The organism is Methylorubrum thiocyanatum, from assembly GCA_014138645.1.
Taxonomy (GTDB): domain Bacteria; phylum Pseudomonadota; class Alphaproteobacteria; order Rhizobiales; family Beijerinckiaceae; genus Methylobacterium; species Methylobacterium thiocyanatum.
Map to the genome: position 1 here is coordinate 54,414 of JACJIB010000007.1, position 19,829 is coordinate 74,242.

At 73.1% G+C, this 19,829-nt stretch carries 22 protein-coding genes; 5 read left to right on the plus strand and 17 right to left on the minus strand.

Features of this window, described 5'->3' with window-relative positions; all coding sequences use genetic code 11:
* Both pbpC and sugE read left to right on the plus strand, forming a co-directional pair.
* Complete coding sequence (gene pbpC / locus HNR51_RS18980; protein WP_182556016.1) at positions 1 to 2,115, plus strand: penicillin-binding protein 1C; 2,115 nt, start codon at positions 1 to 3, stop codon at positions 2,113 to 2,115.
* A 138-nt stretch (positions 2,116 to 2,253) separates the two neighbouring features.
* Positions 2,254 to 2,574, plus strand: coding sequence for a quaternary ammonium compound efflux SMR transporter SugE (sugE, locus tag HNR51_RS18985; protein WP_182556017.1), 321 nt, complete (start codon positions 2,254 to 2,256; stop codon positions 2,572 to 2,574).
* A 4-nt stretch (positions 2,575 to 2,578) separates the two neighbouring features.
* Here the strand turns inward: sugE and HNR51_RS18990 are convergent, their stop codons facing one another.
* From HNR51_RS18990 to HNR51_RS19000, 3 genes are read right to left on the minus strand one after another with little or no spacing between them, the layout of a single operon-like run.
* Positions 2,579 to 3,376, minus strand: a complete 798-nt coding sequence (locus tag HNR51_RS18990; protein WP_182556018.1) for a helix-turn-helix domain-containing protein — start codon at positions 3,374 to 3,376, stop codon at positions 2,579 to 2,581.
* A gap of 50 nt (positions 3,377 to 3,426) precedes the next feature.
* Entirely contained in the window at positions 3,427 to 4,038 is a 612-nt protein-coding gene (locus HNR51_RS18995; RefSeq protein ID WP_182556019.1) for a class GN sortase, read from the minus strand.
* Positions 4,035 to 6,209, minus strand: a complete 2,175-nt coding sequence (locus HNR51_RS19000) for a marine proteobacterial sortase target protein (protein ID WP_182556020.1) — start codon at positions 6,207 to 6,209, stop codon at positions 4,035 to 4,037. The genes HNR51_RS18995 and HNR51_RS19000 overlap by 4 nt, the downstream gene beginning before the upstream one ends.
* Before the next feature lie 245 nt (positions 6,210 to 6,454).
* On the opposite strand from HNR51_RS19000, the gene HNR51_RS19005 reads away from it, so the two are divergent.
* On the plus strand, positions 6,455 to 7,066 hold the full coding sequence (locus tag HNR51_RS19005; RefSeq protein WP_182556021.1) for a histidine phosphatase family protein: 612 nt from the start codon (positions 6,455 to 6,457) through the stop codon (positions 7,064 to 7,066).
* Here HNR51_RS19005 and HNR51_RS19010 read toward each other — a convergent pair.
* The 8 genes from HNR51_RS19010 to HNR51_RS19045 form a co-directional block, all read right to left on the minus strand.
* Positions 7,057 to 7,782 carry a hypothetical protein gene (locus HNR51_RS19010; protein ID WP_182556022.1) on the minus strand — a complete coding sequence of 242 codons (726 nt, stop codon included), beginning with the start codon at positions 7,780 to 7,782 and terminating at the stop codon, positions 7,057 to 7,059. The genes HNR51_RS19005 and HNR51_RS19010 overlap by 10 nt on opposite strands.
* A gap of 64 nt (positions 7,783 to 7,846) precedes the next feature.
* On the minus strand, positions 7,847 to 8,860 hold the full coding sequence (locus HNR51_RS19015; protein ID WP_182556023.1) for a nickel/cobalt transporter: 1,014 nt from the start codon (positions 8,858 to 8,860) through the stop codon (positions 7,847 to 7,849).
* Positions 8,851 to 9,510, minus strand: coding sequence for a DUF1007 family protein (locus HNR51_RS19020; protein ID WP_182556024.1), 660 nt, complete (start codon positions 9,508 to 9,510; stop codon positions 8,851 to 8,853). The genes HNR51_RS19015 and HNR51_RS19020 overlap by 10 nt, the downstream gene beginning before the upstream one ends.
* Positions 9,511 to 9,592: 82 nt before the next feature.
* Positions 9,593 to 10,054: a cytochrome c-type biogenesis protein gene (locus HNR51_RS19025; RefSeq protein ID WP_141950860.1), complete on the minus strand. Its 462-nt coding sequence runs from the start codon at positions 10,052 to 10,054 to the stop codon at positions 9,593 to 9,595.
* Positions 10,051 to 12,051 (minus strand): heme lyase CcmF/NrfE family subunit, encoded by a 2,001-nt coding sequence (locus HNR51_RS19030; protein ID WP_182556025.1) that lies wholly within the window; start codon positions 12,049 to 12,051, stop codon positions 10,051 to 10,053. The genes HNR51_RS19025 and HNR51_RS19030 overlap by 4 nt, the downstream gene beginning before the upstream one ends.
* A 46-nt stretch (positions 12,052 to 12,097) precedes the next feature.
* Positions 12,098 to 12,607 (minus strand): cytochrome c maturation protein CcmE, encoded by a 510-nt coding sequence (gene ccmE / locus HNR51_RS19035; RefSeq protein WP_012453317.1) that lies wholly within the window; start codon positions 12,605 to 12,607, stop codon positions 12,098 to 12,100.
* A 162-nt stretch (positions 12,608 to 12,769) separates the two neighbouring features.
* Positions 12,770 to 14,320 (minus strand): c-type cytochrome biogenesis protein CcmI, encoded by a 1,551-nt coding sequence (gene ccmI / locus HNR51_RS19040; RefSeq protein ID WP_182556026.1) that lies wholly within the window; start codon positions 14,318 to 14,320, stop codon positions 12,770 to 12,772.
* Between the two features lie 148 nt (positions 14,321 to 14,468).
* Positions 14,469 to 15,884, minus strand: a complete 1,416-nt coding sequence (locus HNR51_RS19045; protein WP_012453319.1) for an ATP-binding protein — start codon at positions 15,882 to 15,884, stop codon at positions 14,469 to 14,471.
* Between the two features lie 92 nt (positions 15,885 to 15,976).
* Here HNR51_RS19045 and HNR51_RS19050 point away from each other — a divergent pair, with 92 nt between their 5' ends.
* Entirely contained in the window at positions 15,977 to 16,213 is a 237-nt protein-coding gene (locus HNR51_RS19050) for a type II toxin-antitoxin system VapB family antitoxin (RefSeq protein ID WP_182556027.1), read from the plus strand.
* A complete protein-coding gene (locus tag HNR51_RS19055; protein WP_182556028.1) occupies positions 16,213 to 16,611 on the plus strand; it encodes a type II toxin-antitoxin system VapC family toxin in 399 nt (132 codons plus the stop codon). The genes HNR51_RS19050 and HNR51_RS19055 overlap by 1 nt, the downstream gene beginning before the upstream one ends.
* Positions 16,612 to 16,617: 6 nt before the next feature.
* Here HNR51_RS19055 and HNR51_RS19060 read toward each other — a convergent pair whose 3' ends face one another.
* From HNR51_RS19060 to HNR51_RS19085, 6 genes are all read right to left on the minus strand, one after another.
* Entirely contained in the window at positions 16,618 to 17,295 is a 678-nt protein-coding gene (locus HNR51_RS19060; RefSeq protein WP_012453322.1) for a response regulator transcription factor, read from the minus strand.
* Positions 17,296 to 17,334: 39 nt separating this feature from the next.
* A complete protein-coding gene (locus HNR51_RS19065; protein WP_041371149.1) occupies positions 17,335 to 17,709 on the minus strand; it encodes a PepSY domain-containing protein in 375 nt (124 codons plus the stop codon).
* Positions 17,710 to 17,891: 182 nt separating this feature from the next.
* Positions 17,892 to 18,128 (minus strand): hypothetical protein, encoded by a 237-nt coding sequence (locus HNR51_RS19070; protein WP_012453324.1) that lies wholly within the window; start codon positions 18,126 to 18,128, stop codon positions 17,892 to 17,894.
* Positions 18,129 to 18,146: 18 nt separating this feature from the next.
* Complete coding sequence (locus tag HNR51_RS19075) at positions 18,147 to 18,500, minus strand: hypothetical protein (protein ID WP_012453325.1); 354 nt, start codon at positions 18,498 to 18,500, stop codon at positions 18,147 to 18,149.
* A gap of 97 nt (positions 18,501 to 18,597) precedes the next feature.
* Positions 18,598 to 19,188: a hypothetical protein gene (locus HNR51_RS19080; protein ID WP_182556029.1), complete on the minus strand. Its 591-nt coding sequence runs from the start codon at positions 19,186 to 19,188 to the stop codon at positions 18,598 to 18,600.
* A complete protein-coding gene (locus HNR51_RS19085; RefSeq protein ID WP_012453327.1) occupies positions 19,175 to 19,804 on the minus strand; it encodes a lysozyme in 630 nt (209 codons plus the stop codon). Before HNR51_RS19085 ends, HNR51_RS19080 begins: the two co-directional genes overlap by 14 nt.
* Positions 19,805 to 19,829: the final 25 nt, after the last annotated feature.

Below are 19,829 nucleotides of genomic sequence, written 5' to 3' on the forward strand. Positions count from 1 at the left end.
ATGGCCGTCGAACGAGATCCCCTCTTCCCCCGCGCGGGGAGAGGGGGACGCGTCGTCATTGCTTTCGCCCTCTTCCTCATCGTCGCCTGTCTGCCGGCGGGCGCCCTCTGGCGCTACGCCGCCAGCCTCCCGCCTCTCGACCTGACCCAGGCCTCGCTCCGCTCCGCCGTCATCCTCGATCGGACGGGCCAGTTGCTGCGCCCCTTCGCCACCGCCGATGGGCGCTGGCGCCTGCCCGTCACGGCGGATGCGGTCGATCCACGGTACCTGGCCATGCTGAAGGCCTACGAGGACCGCCGCTTCGACAGCCATCCCGGCCTCGATCCGGCGGCGACGCTCCGCGCCGCGTGGCAATGGCTCACCCACGGAAGGATCGTGTCGGGCGGCTCGACCCTGTCGATGCAGGTGGCCCGCCTCGTCGAGCCGCGCAGCGAACGCTCGCTGCCCGCCAAGCTCCGGCAGATGGTCCGCGCGGTCGAACTGGAGCGCACGCTCGGCAAGTCGGGCGTGCTCGACCTCTACCTCGCGCTGGCCCCCTATGGCGGCCCGGTCGAGGGCGTGCGGGCGGCGAGCCTCGCCTATTTCGGCCGCGAGCCGGCGCGCCTGTCGTTTGCCGAGAGCGCGCTCCTCGTCGCCCTGCCGCAATCACCCGAGGCGCGCCGGCCCGACCGCTTCGCCGCCAATGCGCGACGCGCCCGCGACCGGGTGCTCGACATCGCCGCCGCGCGCGGCGTGCTCACCGCCGACGAGGCGCAGGCCGCCAAGGCCGAGCCGGTGCCGGTTGCGCGAAAACACTTCCCGATGTTCGCAGCCCATGCCGCCGAGCAGGCCCACGCCGCCGACCCGGAGACGCGAGTGCAGCACCTGACGCTGGATGCCCGCCTCCAGGCGAGCCTCGAGGCGCTGGCGGCCGAGCGCGCGGCCGCCGCCGGCCCGGCGCTCTCCGCCGCGATCCTCGCCCTCGACAACCGCACCGGCGCGGTGCTCGCCCATGTCGGCAGCGCCGGCTATCTCGATGCGGCCCGCGCCGGCGCGGTCGATGCGACGGCGGCCGTGCGCTCGCCGGGCTCGGCGCTCAAGCCCTTCATCTACGCGCTGGCCTTCGAGGACGGGCTCGCCCATCCGGAAACGCTCCTCGACGACCGCCCGGCCCGCTTTGCCGCGAGCTACGCCCCGGAGAACTTCGACATGGGGTTCCGCGGCACGGTGACGGCGCGGCTGGCGCTCCAGCAATCGCTGAACCTGCCCGCGGTCGATCTCCTCGACGCGGTCGGTGCCGCCCGCTTCGTCGCGCGGCTGCGGGGCGCGGGCGCGACGATCCTGCTGCCGCGCGACACCGCGCCGGGCCTGCCCGTGGCCCTCGGCGGCCTCGGCATCACGCTCACCGACCTCGCCCGCCTCTATGCGGGTCTCGCCCGTGGGGGCAGCGTCCCGGCGCTGATCCGGCGGCTCGACGGTCCCGTTACTGCGCCCGAGCCGGAACGGCGCATCGCCGACCCGGTCGCCGCCTGGTACGTCGCCGACATCCTGCGCGGGGCTCCGCCGCCGGAGAACGCCCTGCCCGGCCGGATCAGCTTCAAGACCGGCACCTCCTACGGCTACCGCGATGCCTGGGCGGTGGGGTTCGATGCCCGCGTCACCATCGCCGTCTGGATCGGCCGCCCCGACGGCGCCTCGGTGCCGGGCCTCGTCGGGCGTGCCCACGCCGCCCCGATCCTGTTCGACGCCTTCGCCCGGTTCGGCGGCGAGCCGGAAGCGCTGCCCCGCCCGCGCGACGCCCTCGTCGCCGCGACCATGGCCCTGCCCCCACCCCTGCGCCACATCCGGCGCGATGCCCCCAAGACCTTCGCGGCGACGCTCGGCGTGCCGCTCAAGATCGCCTACCCGCCGGACGGCGCCCGGGTCGATCTTGGAATCAGGGAGGGCGCGCAGGCCCGCCTCGCCCTCAAGGCGCTCGGCGGCCAGCCGCCGCTGACCTGGATGGTCGACGGCCTGCCGGTGGCCGAGGCGATGCGCCGGCAATCGGAATGGAGCCCCGAGGGCGCGGGCTTTGCGCGCATCTCGGTGATGGATGCCGCGGGCGCCAGCGACAGCGTGGTGGTGCGGCTGGAATAGCGCGCCGCGCCCGCCGCCGTGCGATGGCACACGTGACTCCCGCGCCCCGGACTTTAGCTCACCTTTCGCGAGGCAACGTCCTCCCCCATCAGGGTCCAAGTCCGGGACGGCCCGGCTCATGAACCGCATGAGGCTGCCGTGGCCTGGATCGTTCTCGTTGTCGCCGGTCTGCTGGAGGTCGTCTGGGCCTTCGCGATGAAGCAATCGGAGGGGCTCTCCCGCCTCTGGCCGAGCGTCATTACTCTCGTCACCATGGGCTTGAGCTTCGCCTGCCTCGCCTGGGCGATGCGCAGCCTGCCGCTCGGCACCGCCTACACGATCTGGACCGGTATCGGCGCGGTGGGCGCCTTCATCGTCGGCATCGCCTTCCTCGGCGAGGCGATGAACGTCATGCGCATCCTGGCGGCGGTGCTGATCGTCAGCGGCCTCGTGCTGATGAAGCTGTCGAGCACCGCCTGACGTCTCAGGCCGTGCCCTCCCCGCAGCCGGGAAACACCGCGAACACGTCCTCGCGCACCCGGTCGAGGAGGCGCCGGTAGGTCGGCTCGCAGGCCATTCCCGCCGCGATGCGCCCGTACTGCGCGCTCTCGGCCAGCGCCCCACGCTCGGGCACCAGGGCGATCGGGGTCGCGGCCGGCGTGAGCTGCGTGCCGCGGCCGGAGAACAGGGTCGTGAGGATGCCGAACATCTCACCCTGGATCGTCGGGCGGCCGAGCACGGCGAGGCGGTACTGCCCCTGGAAGTTCGTGACGAGGTAGATCTGGCCCGACTGGTTCGGCACCGAGACGGTGCCGGATTGCGCGAACGGCGCGTCGAGCCGCTCGGCCTCGCGGAAGACGAGCCGGGCGCTGTCGGCGTCCCAGGCGATCTCGGTGCGGTAGGCGAAGATCGCCCCCGCCTGCCCGAAGGAGGGGCGCAGGGTCAGGTAGCGCCCTTCGAGGAAGGCCACCGCCTCGCGGGTGTAGGAGCCGAACTCCTCCGGGGCGTGGCGCGCCCGCTCCGCGACCGCGACCGGCGCAGGGGCCTGTGTCCTCAGGGGGAGGCCGAGCGCCTCTTCCAGGCGGATCGTGGTGGCCAGCGTGAAGGGCCGGCGGCCGGACAGCGCCTTCTCCAGGGTCGAGATGCTGATGCGGGCCGCGTCCGCCAGCGCCTGCCGCGACATCCGGCGCCGGGCCAGGGCCTCGCGCACCGCCGCGGCGATGAGACGGCTCTGCCCGTCGGGCAGCTCGGTCTCGGGAAGTTCGGCCTCGATCGGCGGCATGGTGCGGGTTCCGGACGGATCCGCACAGAACCGCACCGGGGTGTGAACCGTCAAGGTTCGGTCACCGCCTCCACCAGCAGCCGCTCCGGCCCCGGCGTCACCGCATCGAGGGGCCAGCAGGTGACGAGGACGAGGCGGCGGCCCGGTGCATCCGGATCGAGGCCGGAGGCGTTCCAGCGCGCGACCCGGCGCCCGGTGACGCGGAAGCGGACGCTTCGGCCGTCGCGGCGGATGACCTCGACCGGATCCCCGGCGGCGAGCCGGCCGAGGCTGCGGAATTGCGTGTCGCGGTGGGCGGCGTAGACCGCGGTGCCGGGCTCGCCCGCCTCCGGGGTTCCCTCGACATGGCCGGGGCCGAAGGCCAGCGCCTGCCCGCTGGCTCCGGCGAGCGCGACGTAGCGCTCGCTCAAGGACGGGAAGACGATGCGGGCGACCGGCACCGTGTCGGCCCAGGGCCAGGGGCGCACGCTGACGCCCTCGGCGAGAGTTCGGGCGAAGGCGCGTTCCAGCAGCACCTGCGCCAGGGCGGCCTTGGCCGGGATCCAGGCGGCCTGCGCCAGCAGGACGAGCCCGGCGGCGACGAGGCAGGTGGCCGGCAGGGCCGCGATGCCCCGCCGGCCGGGCCGCCGCGACGCGGCGCCCGGTTTCGCGCTCCCGCTCACGCCGCGACCCGGCGGCGGCGGGCGAGGAGAAGACCGAGCGCCAGCAGCAGGCCCCCGAGCCACGCGCGGATCTCGAAATCCGTCGCGGTCTGCGGCAGCGGCACCGCGCGGGCGGCGGCGATCTGGAGCGCCGGCGCCTCGGCCCGGCGCTGGCGCGGCGGCGGGGGAAGCGGCGTGTCACCCTCGCCGAACACGCGCGCGAAATCCCAGCCCGCCGGCAGGTTGAGCGGCAGGTCGGTGCGGGCGAGGCGCGCACCCTCCGGCCGGCGCGGCGTGGCGTCGACGGCCACCAGCGAGGTCAGTCGGGTCGTGAGCCCGTGATCGAGGGCGAGCCGCAGGATCGCGGCATCGGCCGCCTCCGCCGGGAGCCGGCCGGTCAGGCGCGCGGTCTCGGCCTCGGCGATCTTCGCCCGCGCCCAGAGCTTGCCGATACCGGTGCCGGGCTGCGCCGTGTCGAGGGACAGCACCGCCTTCCAGGGATTTGCGCCGATCCGGCCGGTGAGGGTGAGCGTACCGCGGGCCGTACGCATCCGGGCGGAGAGGGTGAGCGGCTCGCCGCGGTAGAGGTCGGGCAGACGGGTCGGCGTGACATCGACGCCATCCTCCGAGAAGACCGCGGTCAGCTCGGTGACGGCGGGGCTTTCCAACTTCGTGAGCAGCGCCCGCATCCGCTCGGAGACCTGATCCGGCGTGTCGATCTGGGTGAAGCTGCCGCGCCCGAGTTCGGCGGCATGGCTCATCAGGTAGCCGTTCGGGGCCGAGCCGATGCCGACCATGAACAGCCGCGAGCGTCCGCGCTCCGCCGCGATCGCGGAGAAGATCTGCGCCTCGTTGCCGATGGCGCCGTCGGTGAGGAACACGATCTGGCGCAGGCGGGCCGTATCCTCCGGCGTCGCGTCCGCCAGGGCGGCGCGCAGCGGGGCCAGCATCTCGGTGCCGCCGCTCGCCTCCAGCCCCGCCACGAAGCGCTTGGCCCGGGCGAGATGGCTCTCGTCGGCCGACACCACGTCCGGGAACAGGGTGTCGAAGCTGTGATCGAAGCGGATCACGTTGAAGCGGTCGCCGGGTCGCAGGCGGTCGAGGCCGATGAGCAGGCTCGCCTTGGCCTGCCGGATCGAGGCGCCGCCCATCGAGCCGGAATTGTCGATCACGAACACCACGTCGCGGGGCAGGGCCACGGCCGGCGCCGCCCCCTCCGGCGGCGTCACCAGGGCGAGCACGGTCTCGGCCCCCGCCACGCGCTCGCGGAACAGGCCGACGGCCGGGCCGGCGGACGGATCGGTGCCGGGGGCCGCACTCCAGGTCAGCTCGAAGTCGCGGTCGGCCGCGGTGGCGCCGTCGGCCAGCGTGATCCGGCGCTCGCTCTCGGACACCTCCTCGATGCGGATGGCGTGGGTGGCGCTGCGCACGGCGCCCAGCGCGAAGCCGGCCCTCAGGTCGATCGAGAGCGAAAGCGGGTTGATCGGCGCCTGCCGGGCCGGGTCGAGCACCGGCGCCTCGATCATTTCCCGATCGGGGACGGGGTCGGCGGCGCCGGCCCCCGCCGCGGCGGACGTCACCGCCGGCGGAGCCGGGCTGTAGCGCGGGGCGGCGACGGTCGGCAGGCGCAAGGATGCGGTGCCGCCGGATTGTCTCACCGGCTGCTGGTATTCGAGTTGCACCAGCACCGTCTCGCCGGGGCCGATATTGGCGATCGCGTTGGTGAACAGGTTGGGCCGCTGCTGCTCGGTGAGCGCGGCGGCCTTGCCCTCTTGCCGCGCCGCCTCGTAGACGCGCCGCCCTGCCTCGCGCTCCCGGATCTCGGCGAGGATGACCCGGTCGCCGACGACGAGCTTCATCGTATCGACCGCCGCATCCTCCGGCAGCGGGAACAGGTAGGTGCCCTCGACCCACGCCGAGGTGGTGTTGCGGAAGACCTGCGTGATCGTCGCCCGCGCGGTCGGGCCGCTCACGGTGATGGCGGCGTCCGCCCTGAGGCGGGGCGCCTCGACGGGGGCGCCGCCTTCGAAGCGGAGCAGCAGCGTGCCGCTGCCGTCCTGCGCCCGCACCGGGCCGATGCCGGCGATCAGCGCGAGCAGGAGGGCGATCAGCGGCCCGAGCAGGAGGTTGCGCGGCAGGCCCGGGGCCGGACGGGCCAGCGGCGCCGGGTGATGCGGGGACAGGGGGAGCATGGGAGCCTCCATCGGAAGAGGCCGGCGCGGAGGGCCGGCTCCTGCCAAGGCTCCTCCAGCGGGCGCCCCGCCGCCACGGGACGCTTCGCCCAGCTTCGGCCCGGCTCCGCACCGGAAGGTCCGCGCCTGTCCGGAAAGCGGCGCCGTGTGCGGCCTCCCGTGACGTCTCGTCCGGATCGGTACGGGGATCGGGCGCGGCATCGCGGACGGCTGTCCGGGGCGCGCGAACCGCCTACATCGGGCTCATGTCCCGCTCGTCTCCCGCCTCCGCCACCCGGATCGTCTGCATCCGCCACGGCGAATCGACCTTCAACGCGCATCATGAGGCGACGGGGCGCGACCCCGGCCATATCGATGCCCGCCTGTCCGAGCGCGGCCATGCCCAGGTCGCCGCGGCACGCGAGGCGTTGCGTGCGGTCCCCTTCGAACTCGTCGTCACCTCGCCGCTGACCCGCGCGCTCCAGACCACCGCCGGGATCTTCTCCGACCATCCGGCCCGGCCCGACGTGCTGGTCGAGGTGCTCCACCGCGAATGCCAGGAGAGCAGTTGCGACATCGGCCGCGCCGCCTCGGTGCTGGCGCAGGAGTTTCCGGCCTTCCGGGTCGATCACCTGCCCGAGACGTGGTGGTACGCCGAAGGCGCGGCCGGGCCGGAGGGCTGGCACGTCGAGCCGCGGACGCTGTTCGACCAGCGGGTCTCCGGGTTTCGCGACTGGCTGCGGGCGCGGCCGGAGCGTACCATCGCGGTCGTCGGCCACTGCACCTTCTTCTACCACCTGACCGGGCGCTGGCTTGCCAACTGCGAGGCGCTCGACGTCGATCTCGCCGACGAGCCGCGCCCGCGCGCCTACGGCTGAGCCCGGGCCGCCTCCAGACGGTCGCGGGCGGAGACGAGATCGATCGCGGGCGCCTGCCGGCCGATTCTTAGCGCCTCATCGAGGATCGTGAGGGCGGTGCGCCAGATGCCCTCGGCGAAGGGGGCAGCGCCCTCCGCCACCTCGGCGGCGCTGCGCGGATCGGCGAAGGCGCGGATGGCGGCGGTGGCGGTGCGCGCGACCGCCGAGGCGCGGGCGCCCGCGATCCAGGCATGGCGGCCGGCAGCAGCGTGAGAGAGCGCGCCGCCCTGAACCTCGGCGGTGCGCAGGGCCTCGACGGCGCTGCGGGAATCGGAGGCCGTTTCACAGCGTGCGGCGAGCGCCGGCAGGCCCGCCGCGTCGAGGAGCGGCGGCAGGATGCGGCGCACGCTCTCGAGCGCCAGGAAGCCGGTGCGGACCGCCTCGATGGCCGGCGCATCCGCCGAGCCGGAGAGCCGCAGCACGAAGGCCATCAGCCCCTGCCGCTCGGCCTCCGGCATGGCGTCGTTGAGGCCGAGCGCATAGGCCGCGAGCGGGCGCGAGAAGCAGGGCGGGCAATCCTCGGTCGCGGTGATCGCCCGGTAGGGCAGCCCGGCCGCGACCATCGCCGCCTCGTTGATGCAGGTGCCCCCATCCGGTCCGGGAAAGGCGTGCGAGCCCTTCAGCAGGCGCCAGTTGAGGATGGGCGCGAAGGCGTCGAGGACATGGCGTTCGCTCAAGCAGGGCTCCTCCCGATCCGGGCGGAAAGCTTGCACCGCTTCGAGCGGCTTGGCGAGGGGGCGTTTAGCCACCCATGCCGGTGGCCAGCCCCGACAGCATGGCGAGCCCCAGCACCAGCACGAAGGCCCCTGCCAGAAGTTCGAGACCGCCCACCGCGAGAGCGCCGGCCGGCCCGCGCCCGCCGGCGAGCCGCAGGGCCAGCGCCTTGGCGAAGACCGCGAGGCTTGCGAGCGCGCCGGTGGTGAGCGCGGTGCCGAGCGCCATGGCGAAGGTCGCGGCGATGCCGGCGGCGAGCATCCCCTGCGCGGCGCAGAACACGAGGATCAGCACCGCCCCGGCGCAGGGGCGGGAACCGGCGGCGAGCACCACACCGGCCCGCTCGCGCCAGGTGCCGAGGCGGTCGAGGGCGGCGGCGTCCGTCAGGTGCGCGTGGCCGCAGCCGGGGCCGCAGGCTTCGGCCGGGGCATCGCTGGCGAGGGCGGAAAGCCGCCCGGCCTTGCGCCACGTCACCGCGGCGCCGAGCCCTGCCACGAGGGCGAAGCTCACCGTCTCGATCAGGGTGCCGGCCCGCGCCATGCCGGCGGCGGTCGCCCGCAGGACGAACACGCCGATCAGCACGATGGCGATGGCGACGCAGGCCTGCAGCAGGGCGGCGGCGGCGCTCAGGGCGAAGCCGCGCCGGAGCGTGCGCTCGCCCGCCACGATGTAGCCGGCGATCACCGCCTTGCCGTGGCCGGGCCCGGCGGCGTGGAACACGCCGTAGGCGAAGCCCATCACGACGAGCGGGATCCAGGAGCCCCCCGCCTTCAGCGCCGACACGGCCGCCCGAAGCTGGCTCGAAAAGTTCGATTGGACCGCCAGCAGCCAGCCGCCGAGCCCGGTCGTCGCCGGGGCGGCCTCGCGAAAACCGATGCCGAAGGGCGAGCGCGGCGGCGGTGCGGCGGCGGGGCCGAGCAGCCAGGCGATCCCGGCGAGGAGGCCGGCCGCCGCCAACACCGCCCCGGCGGCGAGGATCAGCCGGAGCGTCCACCGCCCGCCCGTCAGGCCCGCGGGACGCAGGGCAGCGGTCACGGACATGCGACGATGGCCCGGTTGGCGTATTGCTCACCGTAATTCGCGGCGGCGGTGAGCGCCTCGAACATCGCCTCGGTCATCGACTGGCCGGCGGAGGCCACCGCGGGTTCGGCGTTCTTCGCCCGCGTCACCGTCATGCTGCAACCGGGGGCGGCGCCGGCGAGGCGCACCGCGTCGGCGCCCTCGGCGAGGCTGAAGGCGATGAAGTAGGTCGGATCGTAGACTTCGATGGCCGCAACGCCCTTGCCCTGGGCGGTGGGGGTCTTGAGCGGCAGCAGGAAGCTCAGGGTCAGCTTGCCGCCCTCCATCGCCATGCGCGCCTCCTGCGGCTCGGCGAAGGCCTGCTCCTTGCCCGCGACCTTGAGCTTCGTGAAGTAGGCGAATTCGGCGAGGTTGGCGGCATGCTCCTTGGCCGAGCCTTGAAGCTCCTCGGGCGAGACCGTGCCGTCGCCGTTCGCATCCAACCCCTGAGTCAGGAAGGCGGTGTATTCGGGGTCGAAGGTCCAGGCATGACGGATGCCGGTGACGCGGCCCGCCTCGTAGGCGAGTTCGGCCTTGGCCGTGATCCAGACGTGGGGGTGGGCGCAGGCCGGGGCGACTGCGGCGAGGCCGAGCGCGGCGGCGAGGGCGAGACGTCGGAGAGAGGCGATCACGGCATGACGCTCGGGTCGAAGCGGGTCGGACGGTGCTCCGGACCCTGCCTGTCCGATCGGGCGAAAGCAGGGCGCGCCCGCCCTAAGGCCGCTTGAGCAGCGCCTCGACCTCGGCCTGCTCGGCCGCCGACAGCCCCTCCGCCCGCACCGGCGCGCGGCGGCGCGACAGGCGCCAGATGCCGAAGGCGCCGAGGCCCACCGCGAGCAGCGGGCTCAGCCAGAGCAGCAGCGTGTGCCAGCCGAAGACGGGGCGCAGCAGCACGAACTCGCCGTAGCGGGCCACCACGTAATCGACCACTTGGCCGTTGCTGTCGCCCTCTTTCAGCCGCTCGCGCACCAGCACGCGCAGATCCTTGGCGAGCGGCGCGTCGGAATCGTCGATCGACTGGTTCTGGCAGACGAGGCAGCGCAGCCCCTCCGAGATCACCCGCGCCCGCGCCTCCATGGCGGGGTCCTTGAGCACCTCGTCGGGCTGCACGGCGAGCGCCGGCAGGGCGGCGAGGCTCAAGGTCAGCGCGGCGAGGATGGAGCGAAGGCGGGTCATTCGGCGGGCACCGCGGAGGGGGGCAGCTTGGCGCGCGCCTTGACCGGGGCGCCGACGCGCATGCGCCGGTCGGTGAGGGAGAGGCCGCCACCCGCCGCCATGATCAGCGAACCGATCCAGATCAGCAGCACCAGCGGCTTGTAGTAGAGCCGCATGCCGATCGAGCCGTCGGGCATCACCTCGCCGAGGCTGGCGTAGATCTGGCTGACGCCGACCGTCTTCAGGCCGGATTCGGTCACCGTCATCCGGCGGGAGGGGTAGAAGCGCTTGCCGGTCTCGGCCGTGCCGACATAGTCGCCCGCGCGGTTGCGCAGGGTCAGGAAGGCGGTGGTCTCCTCGTAGTTCTCGCCCTTGGTCGGGCCGACCCGGTCGAGGGTGGCGACGTAGGGGCCGGAGGCGACCTGACCGCCCGGCCGGATCGTCGCGAGACCCTCCGTCGCCCAGCCCTGGCCGGCGATGCCGAGCACGACGACGCCGACGCCGGCATGCGCCAGTGCCGTCCCCCAGGCGGAGCGCGGCAGGCCGATCGCCCGGCGCCAGGTGGTGGCGAGGTCGTGGGTCCGGCTCTGGCCGTAGCCGCGGGCGCGCGCCCAGATCTCCAGCGCCGAGCCGATGATCAGGTAGGCGCCGAAGCCGAGGCCCACGGGCGCCATGACCGGGCCGCCCCAGGCGAACGCCGCCGCGCCGAGCCCGACGACGAGCGCCACCGCGAAGGCCGCGAACAGGCGCTGGGCGGCGGCCGCGGCATCGCCCCGCTTCCAGGCCAGCGCCTGCCCGAACGGCACGATCACGAGGAGCGGCAGCGCCAGCGGGATGAAGGTCCAGTTGAAGAAGGGCGGGCCGACCGAGATCTTCTCGCCGGTCAGCATCTCCAGCAGCAGCGGGTAGAGCGTGCCGACGAACACCGTGGCGCAGGCCGCGACGAGGAACAGGTTGTTCATCACCAGCGCCCCCTCGCGGGAGATCGGCGCGAACAGGCCGCCCTGGCGTAGCGTCGGCGCGCGCCACGCGAACAGGCTCAGCGAGCCGCCGATGAACAGCGCGAGGATGGCGAGGATGAACACGCCGCGGCTCGGATCGGAGGCGAAGCTGTGCACCGAGGTGAGCAGGCCTGAGCGGACGATGAAGGTGCCGACCAGCGAGAGCGAGAAGGTGAGGATGGCGAGCAAGACCGTCCAGACCTTGAGCGCGTCGCGCTTCTCCATGACGACGATGGAGTGCAGCAGTGCGGTGCCGGCGATCCACGGCATCAGCGAGGCGTTCTCGACCGGGTCCCAGAACCACCAGCCGCCCCAGCCGAGTTCGTAATAGGCCCAGTACGAGCCCATGGCGATGCCGAGCGTCAGGAAGCTCCAGGCGATCAGGGCCCAGGGCCGCACCGCCCGCGCCCAGACGGCGTCGATGCGCCCCTCGATCAGGGCGGCGACGGCGAAGGCGAAGGTGACCGAGAAGCCGACATAGCCGAGGTAGAGCAGCGGCGGATGGATCGCGAGGCCGAAATCCTGCAGCAGCGGATTGAGGTCGTTGCCCTCGAGCGGTGCCGGCGCGACGCGGGCGAACGGGTTCGAGGTCGTGATGATGAACAGCACGAAGACGAAGGTGACGCTCGCCTGCACCATCAGCGCGTTGGTGCGCAGCACCGGCGGCACCGAATTCTTGGCGGTGGCGACCCAGGCCCCGAAGAGGGCGAGGATCAGCACCCAGAGGAGCATCGAGCCCTCGTGGTTCCCCCAGACGCCGGAAATCTTGTAGATCAAGGGCTTGGCGGTGTGCGAGTTCTCGATGACGTTCTGGACCGAGAAGTCCGAGGTCACATGCGCGTAGGTCAGCGCGCAGAAGGCGAACAGGATGCAGGCGAAGGTGCCGAGCGCGGCGGGGCCCGCCACCTCGCGCAAGGCCGCATCGCCCGAGCGGGCCGCCCAGGCGGGCATCACCGCCTGCACCAGGGAGAGCGCCAGCGCCAGCGCCAGCGCGTAATGGCCGATCTCGACGATCACCGGCGGTCTCCTCGCGCGGTTTCGGTGCGGATGGTCATGGGATCTCTCACCGCTCGCTGCGCTGGCCCAGGGTGGCGTCGGCCGAGGCCGGCTTCGCCGCGTCCTTCGGAGCCTCTTTGCCCCCGCCTTCCTGCCAGCGCCCCTGCGCCTTGAGGGCGTCGGCGACCTCGCGGGGCATGTAGTTCTCGTCGTGCTTGGCCAGCACCGTGTCGGCCCGGAACACGCCGCCGGCATCGAGCGTGCCCTCGGCGACGATGCCCTGGCCCTCGCGGAACAGGTCGGGCAGCAGGCCGCGATACTGCACCGGAACCGTGGCGTTGGTGTCGGTCACGGAAAACTCGACGTTCTGGTCCGGCCCGCGCTTCACCGAACCGTCCTTCACGAGGCCGCCGAGGCGGAAGCGGGTGCCCGGCGGGACGCCCTGGGACGCCACCTCCGCGGGGGAGCGGAAGAACACGATCGAGCCGCTCATCGCCGACAGGATCAATCCGAGCGCCAGCGCCAGCACGGCGCCGCAGGCGGCGATGAGGATCAGGCGGCGGCTCTTGCGGGTCACAACGGTTCCGTCCCGGTTCGTCGGCTTCTTCTCGTTCCATCAGGCTGACGAAGGCCTGAAGGCGGTCCGACCTGTGCTGTCGATCAGGCAACCGGTTTCGGCCCGACCGCCCGCGGGGTCAAGGTTGGACGGGCGGGACCGATTGTCAGGGGATGCGGCCTGCTACGGCTGGGGCGGGTTCAGGCCGAGCTCCCGGCCCATCGCGTCGAGGCGCTCGACGGCGGTCGGGTTGGCGGCGAGCGCCATCTTGGCCCGGTCGAGGGCCTGGGCCGCCGCCGCGCGGTCGCCGAGGACGCCGTAGGAGCGTACGAGCCGCATCCACTCGTCGGCGGACCCGCCCTTGGCGGCAAGGCGGCGGTCGAGGCTGGCGACCATGCCGCGGATCGCCGACTCGCGCTCGGCCGGCGGCATCGCCTTGATCGCGGCAGCTGCGGCATCGGGCTCGACGGCGCTCCGCTCGCCGGCCTTGTCGCCGGTGTCGGGCTTGGTCTCGGCCCTCGGAGGCGCCGCCGCGCCGGTCTGGGCGAGACCGAGTTCATGGGCCTGCGCGTCGAGACGCTCCTGCGCCGCCCGGTCGTCGCGCAACGCCTTGCGCGCCCGCTCCAGGGCGTCCAGCGCCTTGTCGCGCTCACCGAGCACGGCATGGGAGCGCACGAGGCGCAGCCACTCGTCGGCGGAGCCGCCCTGCTTGGCCAGGCGCCGCTCCAGCCCCTCGACCATGCCGCGGATCGCGTCGATCCGCTCGGAGGGCGGCAGGGCCTGGATGTTGCTGCCGGGCCCGGCCACCGGGGCCTCGGGCTTCACGCCGTCCTTGGCGTCCCCGTCGGCCTTCGGCGCGGCGGCGGTCTCGCCCTTCAGCCGGGCGAGGTTGTCCCGCACCGCCGACAGCCAGGGCGCGTCCGCGGGGGCCGAGGCCGCCATCGCCTCGAGCCGCCGCACGGCGCCGGCCACGTCGCCGGACTGCTCGTCGCCGCGGGCGAGATAGAACTGGGGCTTGGCCGCCTTCGGGTCGGCGGCGAGCGCCCGGCCCAGCACCTTGCGCGCTTCCGGCGAGACCGTGCCGTCGGCCGCCGCGACCAGGGCCTCGCCCCAATCGGACAGGGCCTGGGCGTCCTCGCCCTTGAGGCGCACGAGCGCCGCATAGGCGCGGGCCGCGTCGTCGAAGCGCCCGAGCCGCATATAGACCGGCCCGAGCACGCTCCAGCCGCGGACATCGTCCGGATGGTTGGCAAGCCGCGCCTCGATCTGGCCGATGGCGGTCATCAGATCCTGCGCGCCGGCCCGCGTCGCCTTGCGGTCGGCATCGGTCTGGGAGGGGAGGTTCGGCGAGCCGTAGAGGCCGTAGACGACGAGCGCGACGAGCGGGATCGTGGACAGGGCGAAGGCGGAGGCCGCCCGGCGCTGGCGCAGATGCGGCTCGGCGATCGGCGCTGGCCCCGCACCGCCCGCCTGTTCCTCGCGGCTCGCCCGCAGCAGCCGGCGCGCGGCCTCGGCCCGCGCCGCCTCAGCCTCGGCCGGGGCGATGAGGCCGCGGCCGAGATCGCGCTCGATCTCCGCGAGCTGATCCTCGTAGAAGCCGGTCTCGGTGGCCAGGCCGTTGCCGTCCTGCGCCTGCGGTCCGGCCCCTTGCCGGCGGCGGCGCGACATCGGCCAGAGCAGCGCGAACACGGCTGCGCCGGTCATGGCCGCCAGGATGAACCAGATCGCCGTCATCAGACCCAAAATTTTAAGCTCGGCCCCGTGTAGAGCCCGAGCGGGGCCCGCACGACATCGCTTCCGGGTGACACGTCGTCACGCGCGGGGCGAAGCAGGGCCATAGCACAGGCGGACCCGCCCGTAACCTTCACCGCAACGATGCCACTCAGCGTTGTCCGACGCCCGCGGGCGCGTCGCCCGGCACCTCGATGACCGCGCGCAGGCCCCCCAGCGCCGCCGCCTCCAGGCGGAAGCGGCCGCGGTAGAGCGCGGCGAGATCGGCCACGATCGACAGGCCGAGGCCGGAGCCAGGCTTGGTCTCGTCGAGGCGCCGGCCGCGCTTGAGCACCGCCGCCCGGTCCTCCTCCGGCAGGCCCGGCCCGTCGTCCTCCACCGCCACGAGGAGATGGGGATAGTCGTGATCGTTCGTCGGCGCGGCGGAGATCGAGACCCGGCCCGTCGCCCATTTCGAGGCGTTGTCGACGAGGTTGCCGATCATCTCCTCGAAATCCTGCTTCTCGCCGCGGAAGCGCAGGCCGGGCGGCACGTGGACCTCGTAGGCGATGTCCTTGTCGCGGTAGATCTTTCCGAACGTCCGCACGAGGCCGGCGAGCGCCGGCTCGACGTCCGTCGAGGTGCCGAGGGTGCCGGCCAGCGCCGCGGCGCGGGCGCGGTCGAGGTGGTAGTTCACCTGATCGCGCATCACCGCCGCCTGCTCGCGAATCTTCTCCGACAGCTCCGGCGGCGCGTCGCTGCTCCCGGCCTCGTTGACGATGATCGACAGCGGCGTCTTCAGCGCATGGGCGAGGTTGCCGACCTGGGTGCGGGCGCGCTCCAGGATCTCCCGGTTGGTCTCGATCAAGAGGTTGATCTCGCCGGCCAGCGGAGCGATGTCGCGGGGGTACTCGCCGTCGATCCGGTCGGCCTCGCCGCGGCGGATCGTGCCGAGGGCGGTGCGCAGCTTGCGCAAGGGCGCGAGGCCGAAGCGGATCTGCAGCAAGGCCGTGGCCGCGAGCGAGAAGCCGAGCAGACCGAAGGTCATGAACAGCGAGAAGCGGAAGCGCTCGACATCGTTGACGATTTCGTCGGCTGGCCCCGCCACCCGCACGGTATAGCGCCCGTCCGCCCCGACATCGACGTCGCGCTCGACGATGCGCAGCGTCCGGTCGTCCTGCCCCTTGCCGTAGCCCTGGCGGATCTGGCCGATGGTGGCGGTGCCGGCCTGATCGGGCCCTTTCAGCGGCACGCCGACGAGCGAGCGCGAGGTGCGCAGGTCCCGCGGCTTCGCGTCGGGCCGGCCGACCTGCCAGTACCAGCCCGACAGGGGCAGGTCGAAGCGCGGGTCGCCGAGCGAGAAGGAGCGGGTCTCGGGATCGCTCGGGCTGACGAGATCGGTGGCGAGATTGTTGGCGAAGACGAGCAGGCGGCTGTCGAAGGCGCGCTCGGTGTTCTCGCGGTAGAGCGTGGTGAGGATGAAGGCCGCGATGACGAGGATCGCGGTGCTCGACAGGAACGAGGAGACCGCGAGCCGCACCGCGATGGAGCGGCGGCGCAAGGGGAGCCAGGCGAGGCGGTCGGTCATGAATCCTGGCTCGAATCTCGGCTCGCCCGCAGAAGCGGGGGCATGTACATCATGCGTGCCGACTTTCTACACTGGCCGCCAGCGAGGTGCTTATGGCCCTGCACATTCGCGACGCGGAGACGGACCGCCTCGTCCGCCTCCTCGCCGAGCGGAAGGGTGTTCCGCTCACGGAAGCCGTCAAGGTCGCCGTCCTCAACGAGCTGGAGCGGGAGGAGCGACGTCCCGGCCTATGGGAACGCTTGAAGCCGCTGCACGAGCGCGTGGCGGCACGACCCTCCACGGGCCTCGAAGCCGACAAGGCCTTCTTCGACGGGCTGAACGACGAGTGATGTTCGTCGATGCCTCCGCCCTGATCGCAATCATCACGGAAGAGCCGGAGGGACAAACCCTCGCCGAACGTCTCGAGGCGGCGGTGGTGCCGATCACTTCGCCGGTTGCCGTCTACGAGGCGGCCCTCGGCATTGCCCGCAAGAAACAAGGTGGGCTCAAGGCGGCCAGAGCGGATATCGCGATGCTGCTGGATCTCGCCCGGATTGGCCTCGTCCCGATCACTCCGGAGGACGGGGACCGCGCCTTGGCGGCCTTCGAGCGCTACGGCAAGGGAACAGGGCATCCGGCCCGCCTCAATATGGGGGACTGCTTCGCCTACGCCGTTGCGCAAGGTCATGGCGTGCCGCTCCTCTACAAGGGAGAGGATTTCGCGCTCACCGATCTCGGCGGCGCGTAACCCGCCTCACCCCCGCCCGGGCGGCTGGTTCGGATCGATCAGATAGCCGAGCCCCCGCACCGTCTGGATCAGGTCCACGGCGAGCTTCTTCCTGAGGCGCCCGACGAACACCTCGATGGTGTTGGAGTCCCGGTCGAAATCCTGGTCGTAGAGATGCTCGGTCAGCTCGGCGCGGGAGACGACGCGGCCGGTGTGGTGCATCAGGTAGGACAGCAGCCGGTATTCGTGGCTCGTCAGCTTGATCGGGGCGCCGTCGACGAAGACGCGGCCCGAGCGGGTGTCGAGGGTGACGGGCCCGCATGAGATCTGGCTGGACGCGTGCCCGGCCGCGCGGCGAAGGATCGCGCGCACCCGGGCCATCAGCTCCTCCATGTGGAAGGGCTTGGTGACGTAGTCGTCGGCGCCCGCATCGAAGCCGTCGACCTTGTCCGACCAGCGGTCGCGGGCGGTGAGGATGATGACGGGGGTCTTCACCCCGGCCCGGCGCCAGTTCTGGAGCACGGTGACGCCGTCGGCCTTGGGCAGGCCCATATCGAGGATGATGGCGTCGTAGGGCTCGTTCTCGCCGAGATAGCCGCCCTCCTCCCCGTCGAAAGCCTTGTCGGCGACGTAGCCGGCCTCTTCCAAGGCCGCCACGACCTGTCGGTTGATGTCCCGGTCATCCTCGACCACGAGCAGACGCACGGTCGGTCCCTCCTCATCCCGGGCGATACGCCGCCCCGCTCACCACTGCCCGCTCACCTGTCCCGACTGGGCATCGACCATGACGTGCATGAATTGCCCGTCCCGGCGCAAGGCCGTCAGCAGGTAGACGAGCCCCGCCTCGTGCCGGCACAGGCTGGCGCGCTGGATCTCGGCCCGCGGGATGATCTGGCGCGCCGCGCGGATCGCGGCGATGGGCGGGACGACGCGCTTCTCGGCCACCGCCTCGCGCAGGTCGGCGGGCGACAGGCAATCGTCGCCGCGGTTCAGCGGCTCGCGCTGCTGCGCCGGCACGGGCGCCAGGGCACCGGTCTCCTCGGCGAGCGGGCCGACCGCCCCCGCCGCGAGAACCGCGGCGGTCGAGACGGCGATCAGCAGGGCGAAAGCTTGGCGCATCGAGGGTGACTGTCGCGCCAGCGCACTGAATGCGCCCTGAATGTTTGCCGGAGCCGTCCCTTTCGGGGCGGCGAAAGCAGTCTTGCGGTCGGAGGCCATGTCCCGGGTCAGCGATGTTGCCGGTGACAAGGCGGGATCGCCGCAGCGGTTCCCGTGACGCGATTGCGCAGGGGCTGGGCGCCTCACGCCACCCCTTCGCCGATCGCGCAGGGGTGGAGGTCGCGCCATCGGTGCAGGGCCCGTTGTGCCAGATCACCGCTGTCGACGGCATCCAGCGCGGCCTTGCGCAGGGCGATCAGCGAGCGCTCGAAGCCGTGTCGCGCCGCTTCCAGGCGGCCGGCGGCGGCGCGGGAGCGGCTCCGGCGCGAGGCGAACCGCCCGGTGCCGTCGGGGTGCCCCGCGAACATTTGTGCGGACATACGCTTCCTCTCCGCTCGTCAGTGATTCGCCCGGTGCTGCAACTCGCCGATGCGCCGCAGCAGGTCTTCGAACCGCTCCCGCGCACGCTCGTCGCCGTGCGCGACGGCCCGGGCGGTCTCGCCGGTGAGCCGGACCAGATCCTCCAGCACCCGGGTGCGGCTCTCCAGGGCGGCGGCCACCGCCGCGTTGGTCTGCGAGGCGCGCTCCAAGGCCGCGGCGGTGGCGCCGGTCTCGGCGATGCGCGCCTCCAGCACGCGCAGGCCGTCGCGGTAGAGATGAAGGCAGGCCAGCCCCAACAGCACCGCGACGATCCAGCCGGCGCCTCCGTCGGCGAAGAGGAGGCGCGCGGCCTCCGCAGCGATCTTGTCCATGGCCCGATTCCCGGCTCCATCTCCGGCCCCGATCCCGGCCCTTCCCTGGCGTGGTCTCCCGGGAACGCCGGCTCCGGCCTCCCGCACGCCCGAAGGATCAGGCGGTCTCGCGAGGCGTCGGCGCGGGTCCGCGCCTTAAGACGCGGTCGAGCGCAGGTTCGAGGGTGTTGCCGGCGGTCGCCGCCGCCTCCAGCGGCAGGGACCGGAACACCTTCGCCGCGACGCCCTCTCCGCCGCCCGCCGCCCGGATCAGCCAGGCCGGCGCCTGATCGAGCGCCCGCTGCACCGCCTGGGCGATCACCGCCGAGCCGACGGAGACGGTCAGCCGGCGCCCGCGGACCGCCCCGGCGACGGCGTTCAGGGCGTAGTCGGTGGCGTTGCGCACGAGGCGTTCGACCAGGGCGTCGGTGACGAGAAGGCGCAAGGGGCCGCCGAAGCGGGCGAGCGCCGCCGCGACCCCGGCGGCGACGACCGGCATCGACAGGGTTGCCAAGCCTTGAGCCAACGCCAGAACGGCATCGCCCCAGGGCAGCACGAACGCGGCGGCGTCGGTGGCGGGGAGCGGGACCGCGTGCGCCGGCACGCAGCCCGAGAGGACGAGAAGGCCGAGCGGCAGGACGGGCCTGACGATGACGCTGCGGGCGAAGCGGCGGACCGCGATTCCTGCGAAAAACTCAGTGGACGTCATGAGAGCGATCCTGATCGGGGCGGAGGGAAGCGGTCAGTGCGGCGCGCGCCAGCCAGTCCCGCAGGCGCGCGCGCCAGCTGGGGCGGGCCGCGGGCGGCACGGTGGGACGGGCGGCCGGGACTGGAGCGGAGACAGGGGTCGAGACGGGCTGCGCGTCGCCGCGCCGGGCCCGCGGCAGGGCGGCCTCGTAGGGCGTGCGGAACTGGTCGAACTCGCCCTGGCGGCGGGGGATGATCGCGGCGGGGCGGTTCCACATCAGGATCGCCTCGCCCGCACCCAGGCGATCGCCGGCCCGCAGGCGTCGCAGCACGGAGGAGCGCCGGAAGGCCGCCGGGCCGATGTTGAAGCAGAGGGAGACGAGCGCGTCGAAAGCGTGTTGCGGCAGCGGCTCGGGGAGCGCCTCGGCGACGGTGCGGACGAAGGCCGCCACGTCGCGGGCGAAGATCGCGTCGGCCTCCGCCGCATCGATGCGCAGGCCGGCCCGCGGGATCGGCGGCCCGGCGGCGGCGGTGTGGCCGATGCCGATGGTCCAGACGCCCACGCTGTCGCGGTAGGCTTCCAGCCGTCGCCCCTCCCGGGCGATCAGCACGGCGCGGCCGACGGCACTGAGGTCCATCGCAAGTCTCCGATGTGAGAGGGGA

What these genes read in the sequence shown, in the direction of transcription:
- pbpC (WP_182556016.1), top strand. Translation starts at nt 1, where the DNA reads ATGGCCGTCGAACGAGATCCCCTCTTCCCCCGCGCGGGGAGAGGGGGA.
- HNR51_RS18990 (WP_182556018.1), bottom strand. Translation starts at nt 3,376, where the DNA reads ATGCCGCCGATCGAGGCCGAACTTCCCGAGACCGAGCTGCCCGACGGG.
- HNR51_RS19000 (WP_182556020.1), bottom strand. Translation starts at nt 6,209, where the DNA reads ATGCTCCCCCTGTCCCCGCATCACCCGGCGCCGCTGGCCCGTCCGGCC.
- HNR51_RS19005 (WP_182556021.1), top strand. Translation starts at nt 6,455, where the DNA reads ATGTCCCGCTCGTCTCCCGCCTCCGCCACCCGGATCGTCTGCATCCGC.
- HNR51_RS19015 (WP_182556023.1), bottom strand. Translation starts at nt 8,860, where the DNA reads ATGTCCGTGACCGCTGCCCTGCGTCCCGCGGGCCTGACGGGCGGGCGG.
- HNR51_RS19025 (WP_141950860.1), bottom strand. Translation starts at nt 10,054, where the DNA reads ATGACCCGCCTTCGCTCCATCCTCGCCGCGCTGACCTTGAGCCTCGCC.
- ccmI (WP_182556026.1), bottom strand. Translation starts at nt 14,320, where the DNA reads ATGACGGCGATCTGGTTCATCCTGGCGGCCATGACCGGCGCAGCCGTG.
- HNR51_RS19045 (WP_012453319.1), bottom strand. Translation starts at nt 15,884, where the DNA reads ATGACCGACCGCCTCGCCTGGCTCCCCTTGCGCCGCCGCTCCATCGCG.
- HNR51_RS19050 (WP_182556027.1), top strand. Translation starts at nt 15,977, where the DNA reads ATGGCCCTGCACATTCGCGACGCGGAGACGGACCGCCTCGTCCGCCTC.
- HNR51_RS19055 (WP_182556028.1), top strand. Translation starts at nt 16,213, where the DNA reads ATGTTCGTCGATGCCTCCGCCCTGATCGCAATCATCACGGAAGAGCCG.
- HNR51_RS19065 (WP_041371149.1), bottom strand. Translation starts at nt 17,709, where the DNA reads ATGCGCCAAGCTTTCGCCCTGCTGATCGCCGTCTCGACCGCCGCGGTT.
- HNR51_RS19070 (WP_012453324.1), bottom strand. Translation starts at nt 18,128, where the DNA reads ATGTCCGCACAAATGTTCGCGGGGCACCCCGACGGCACCGGGCGGTTC.
- HNR51_RS19075 (WP_012453325.1), bottom strand. Translation starts at nt 18,500, where the DNA reads ATGGACAAGATCGCTGCGGAGGCCGCGCGCCTCCTCTTCGCCGACGGA.
- HNR51_RS19080 (WP_182556029.1), bottom strand. Translation starts at nt 19,188, where the DNA reads ATGACGTCCACTGAGTTTTTCGCAGGAATCGCGGTCCGCCGCTTCGCC.
- HNR51_RS19085 (WP_012453327.1), bottom strand. Translation starts at nt 19,804, where the DNA reads ATGGACCTCAGTGCCGTCGGCCGCGCCGTGCTGATCGCCCGGGAGGGG.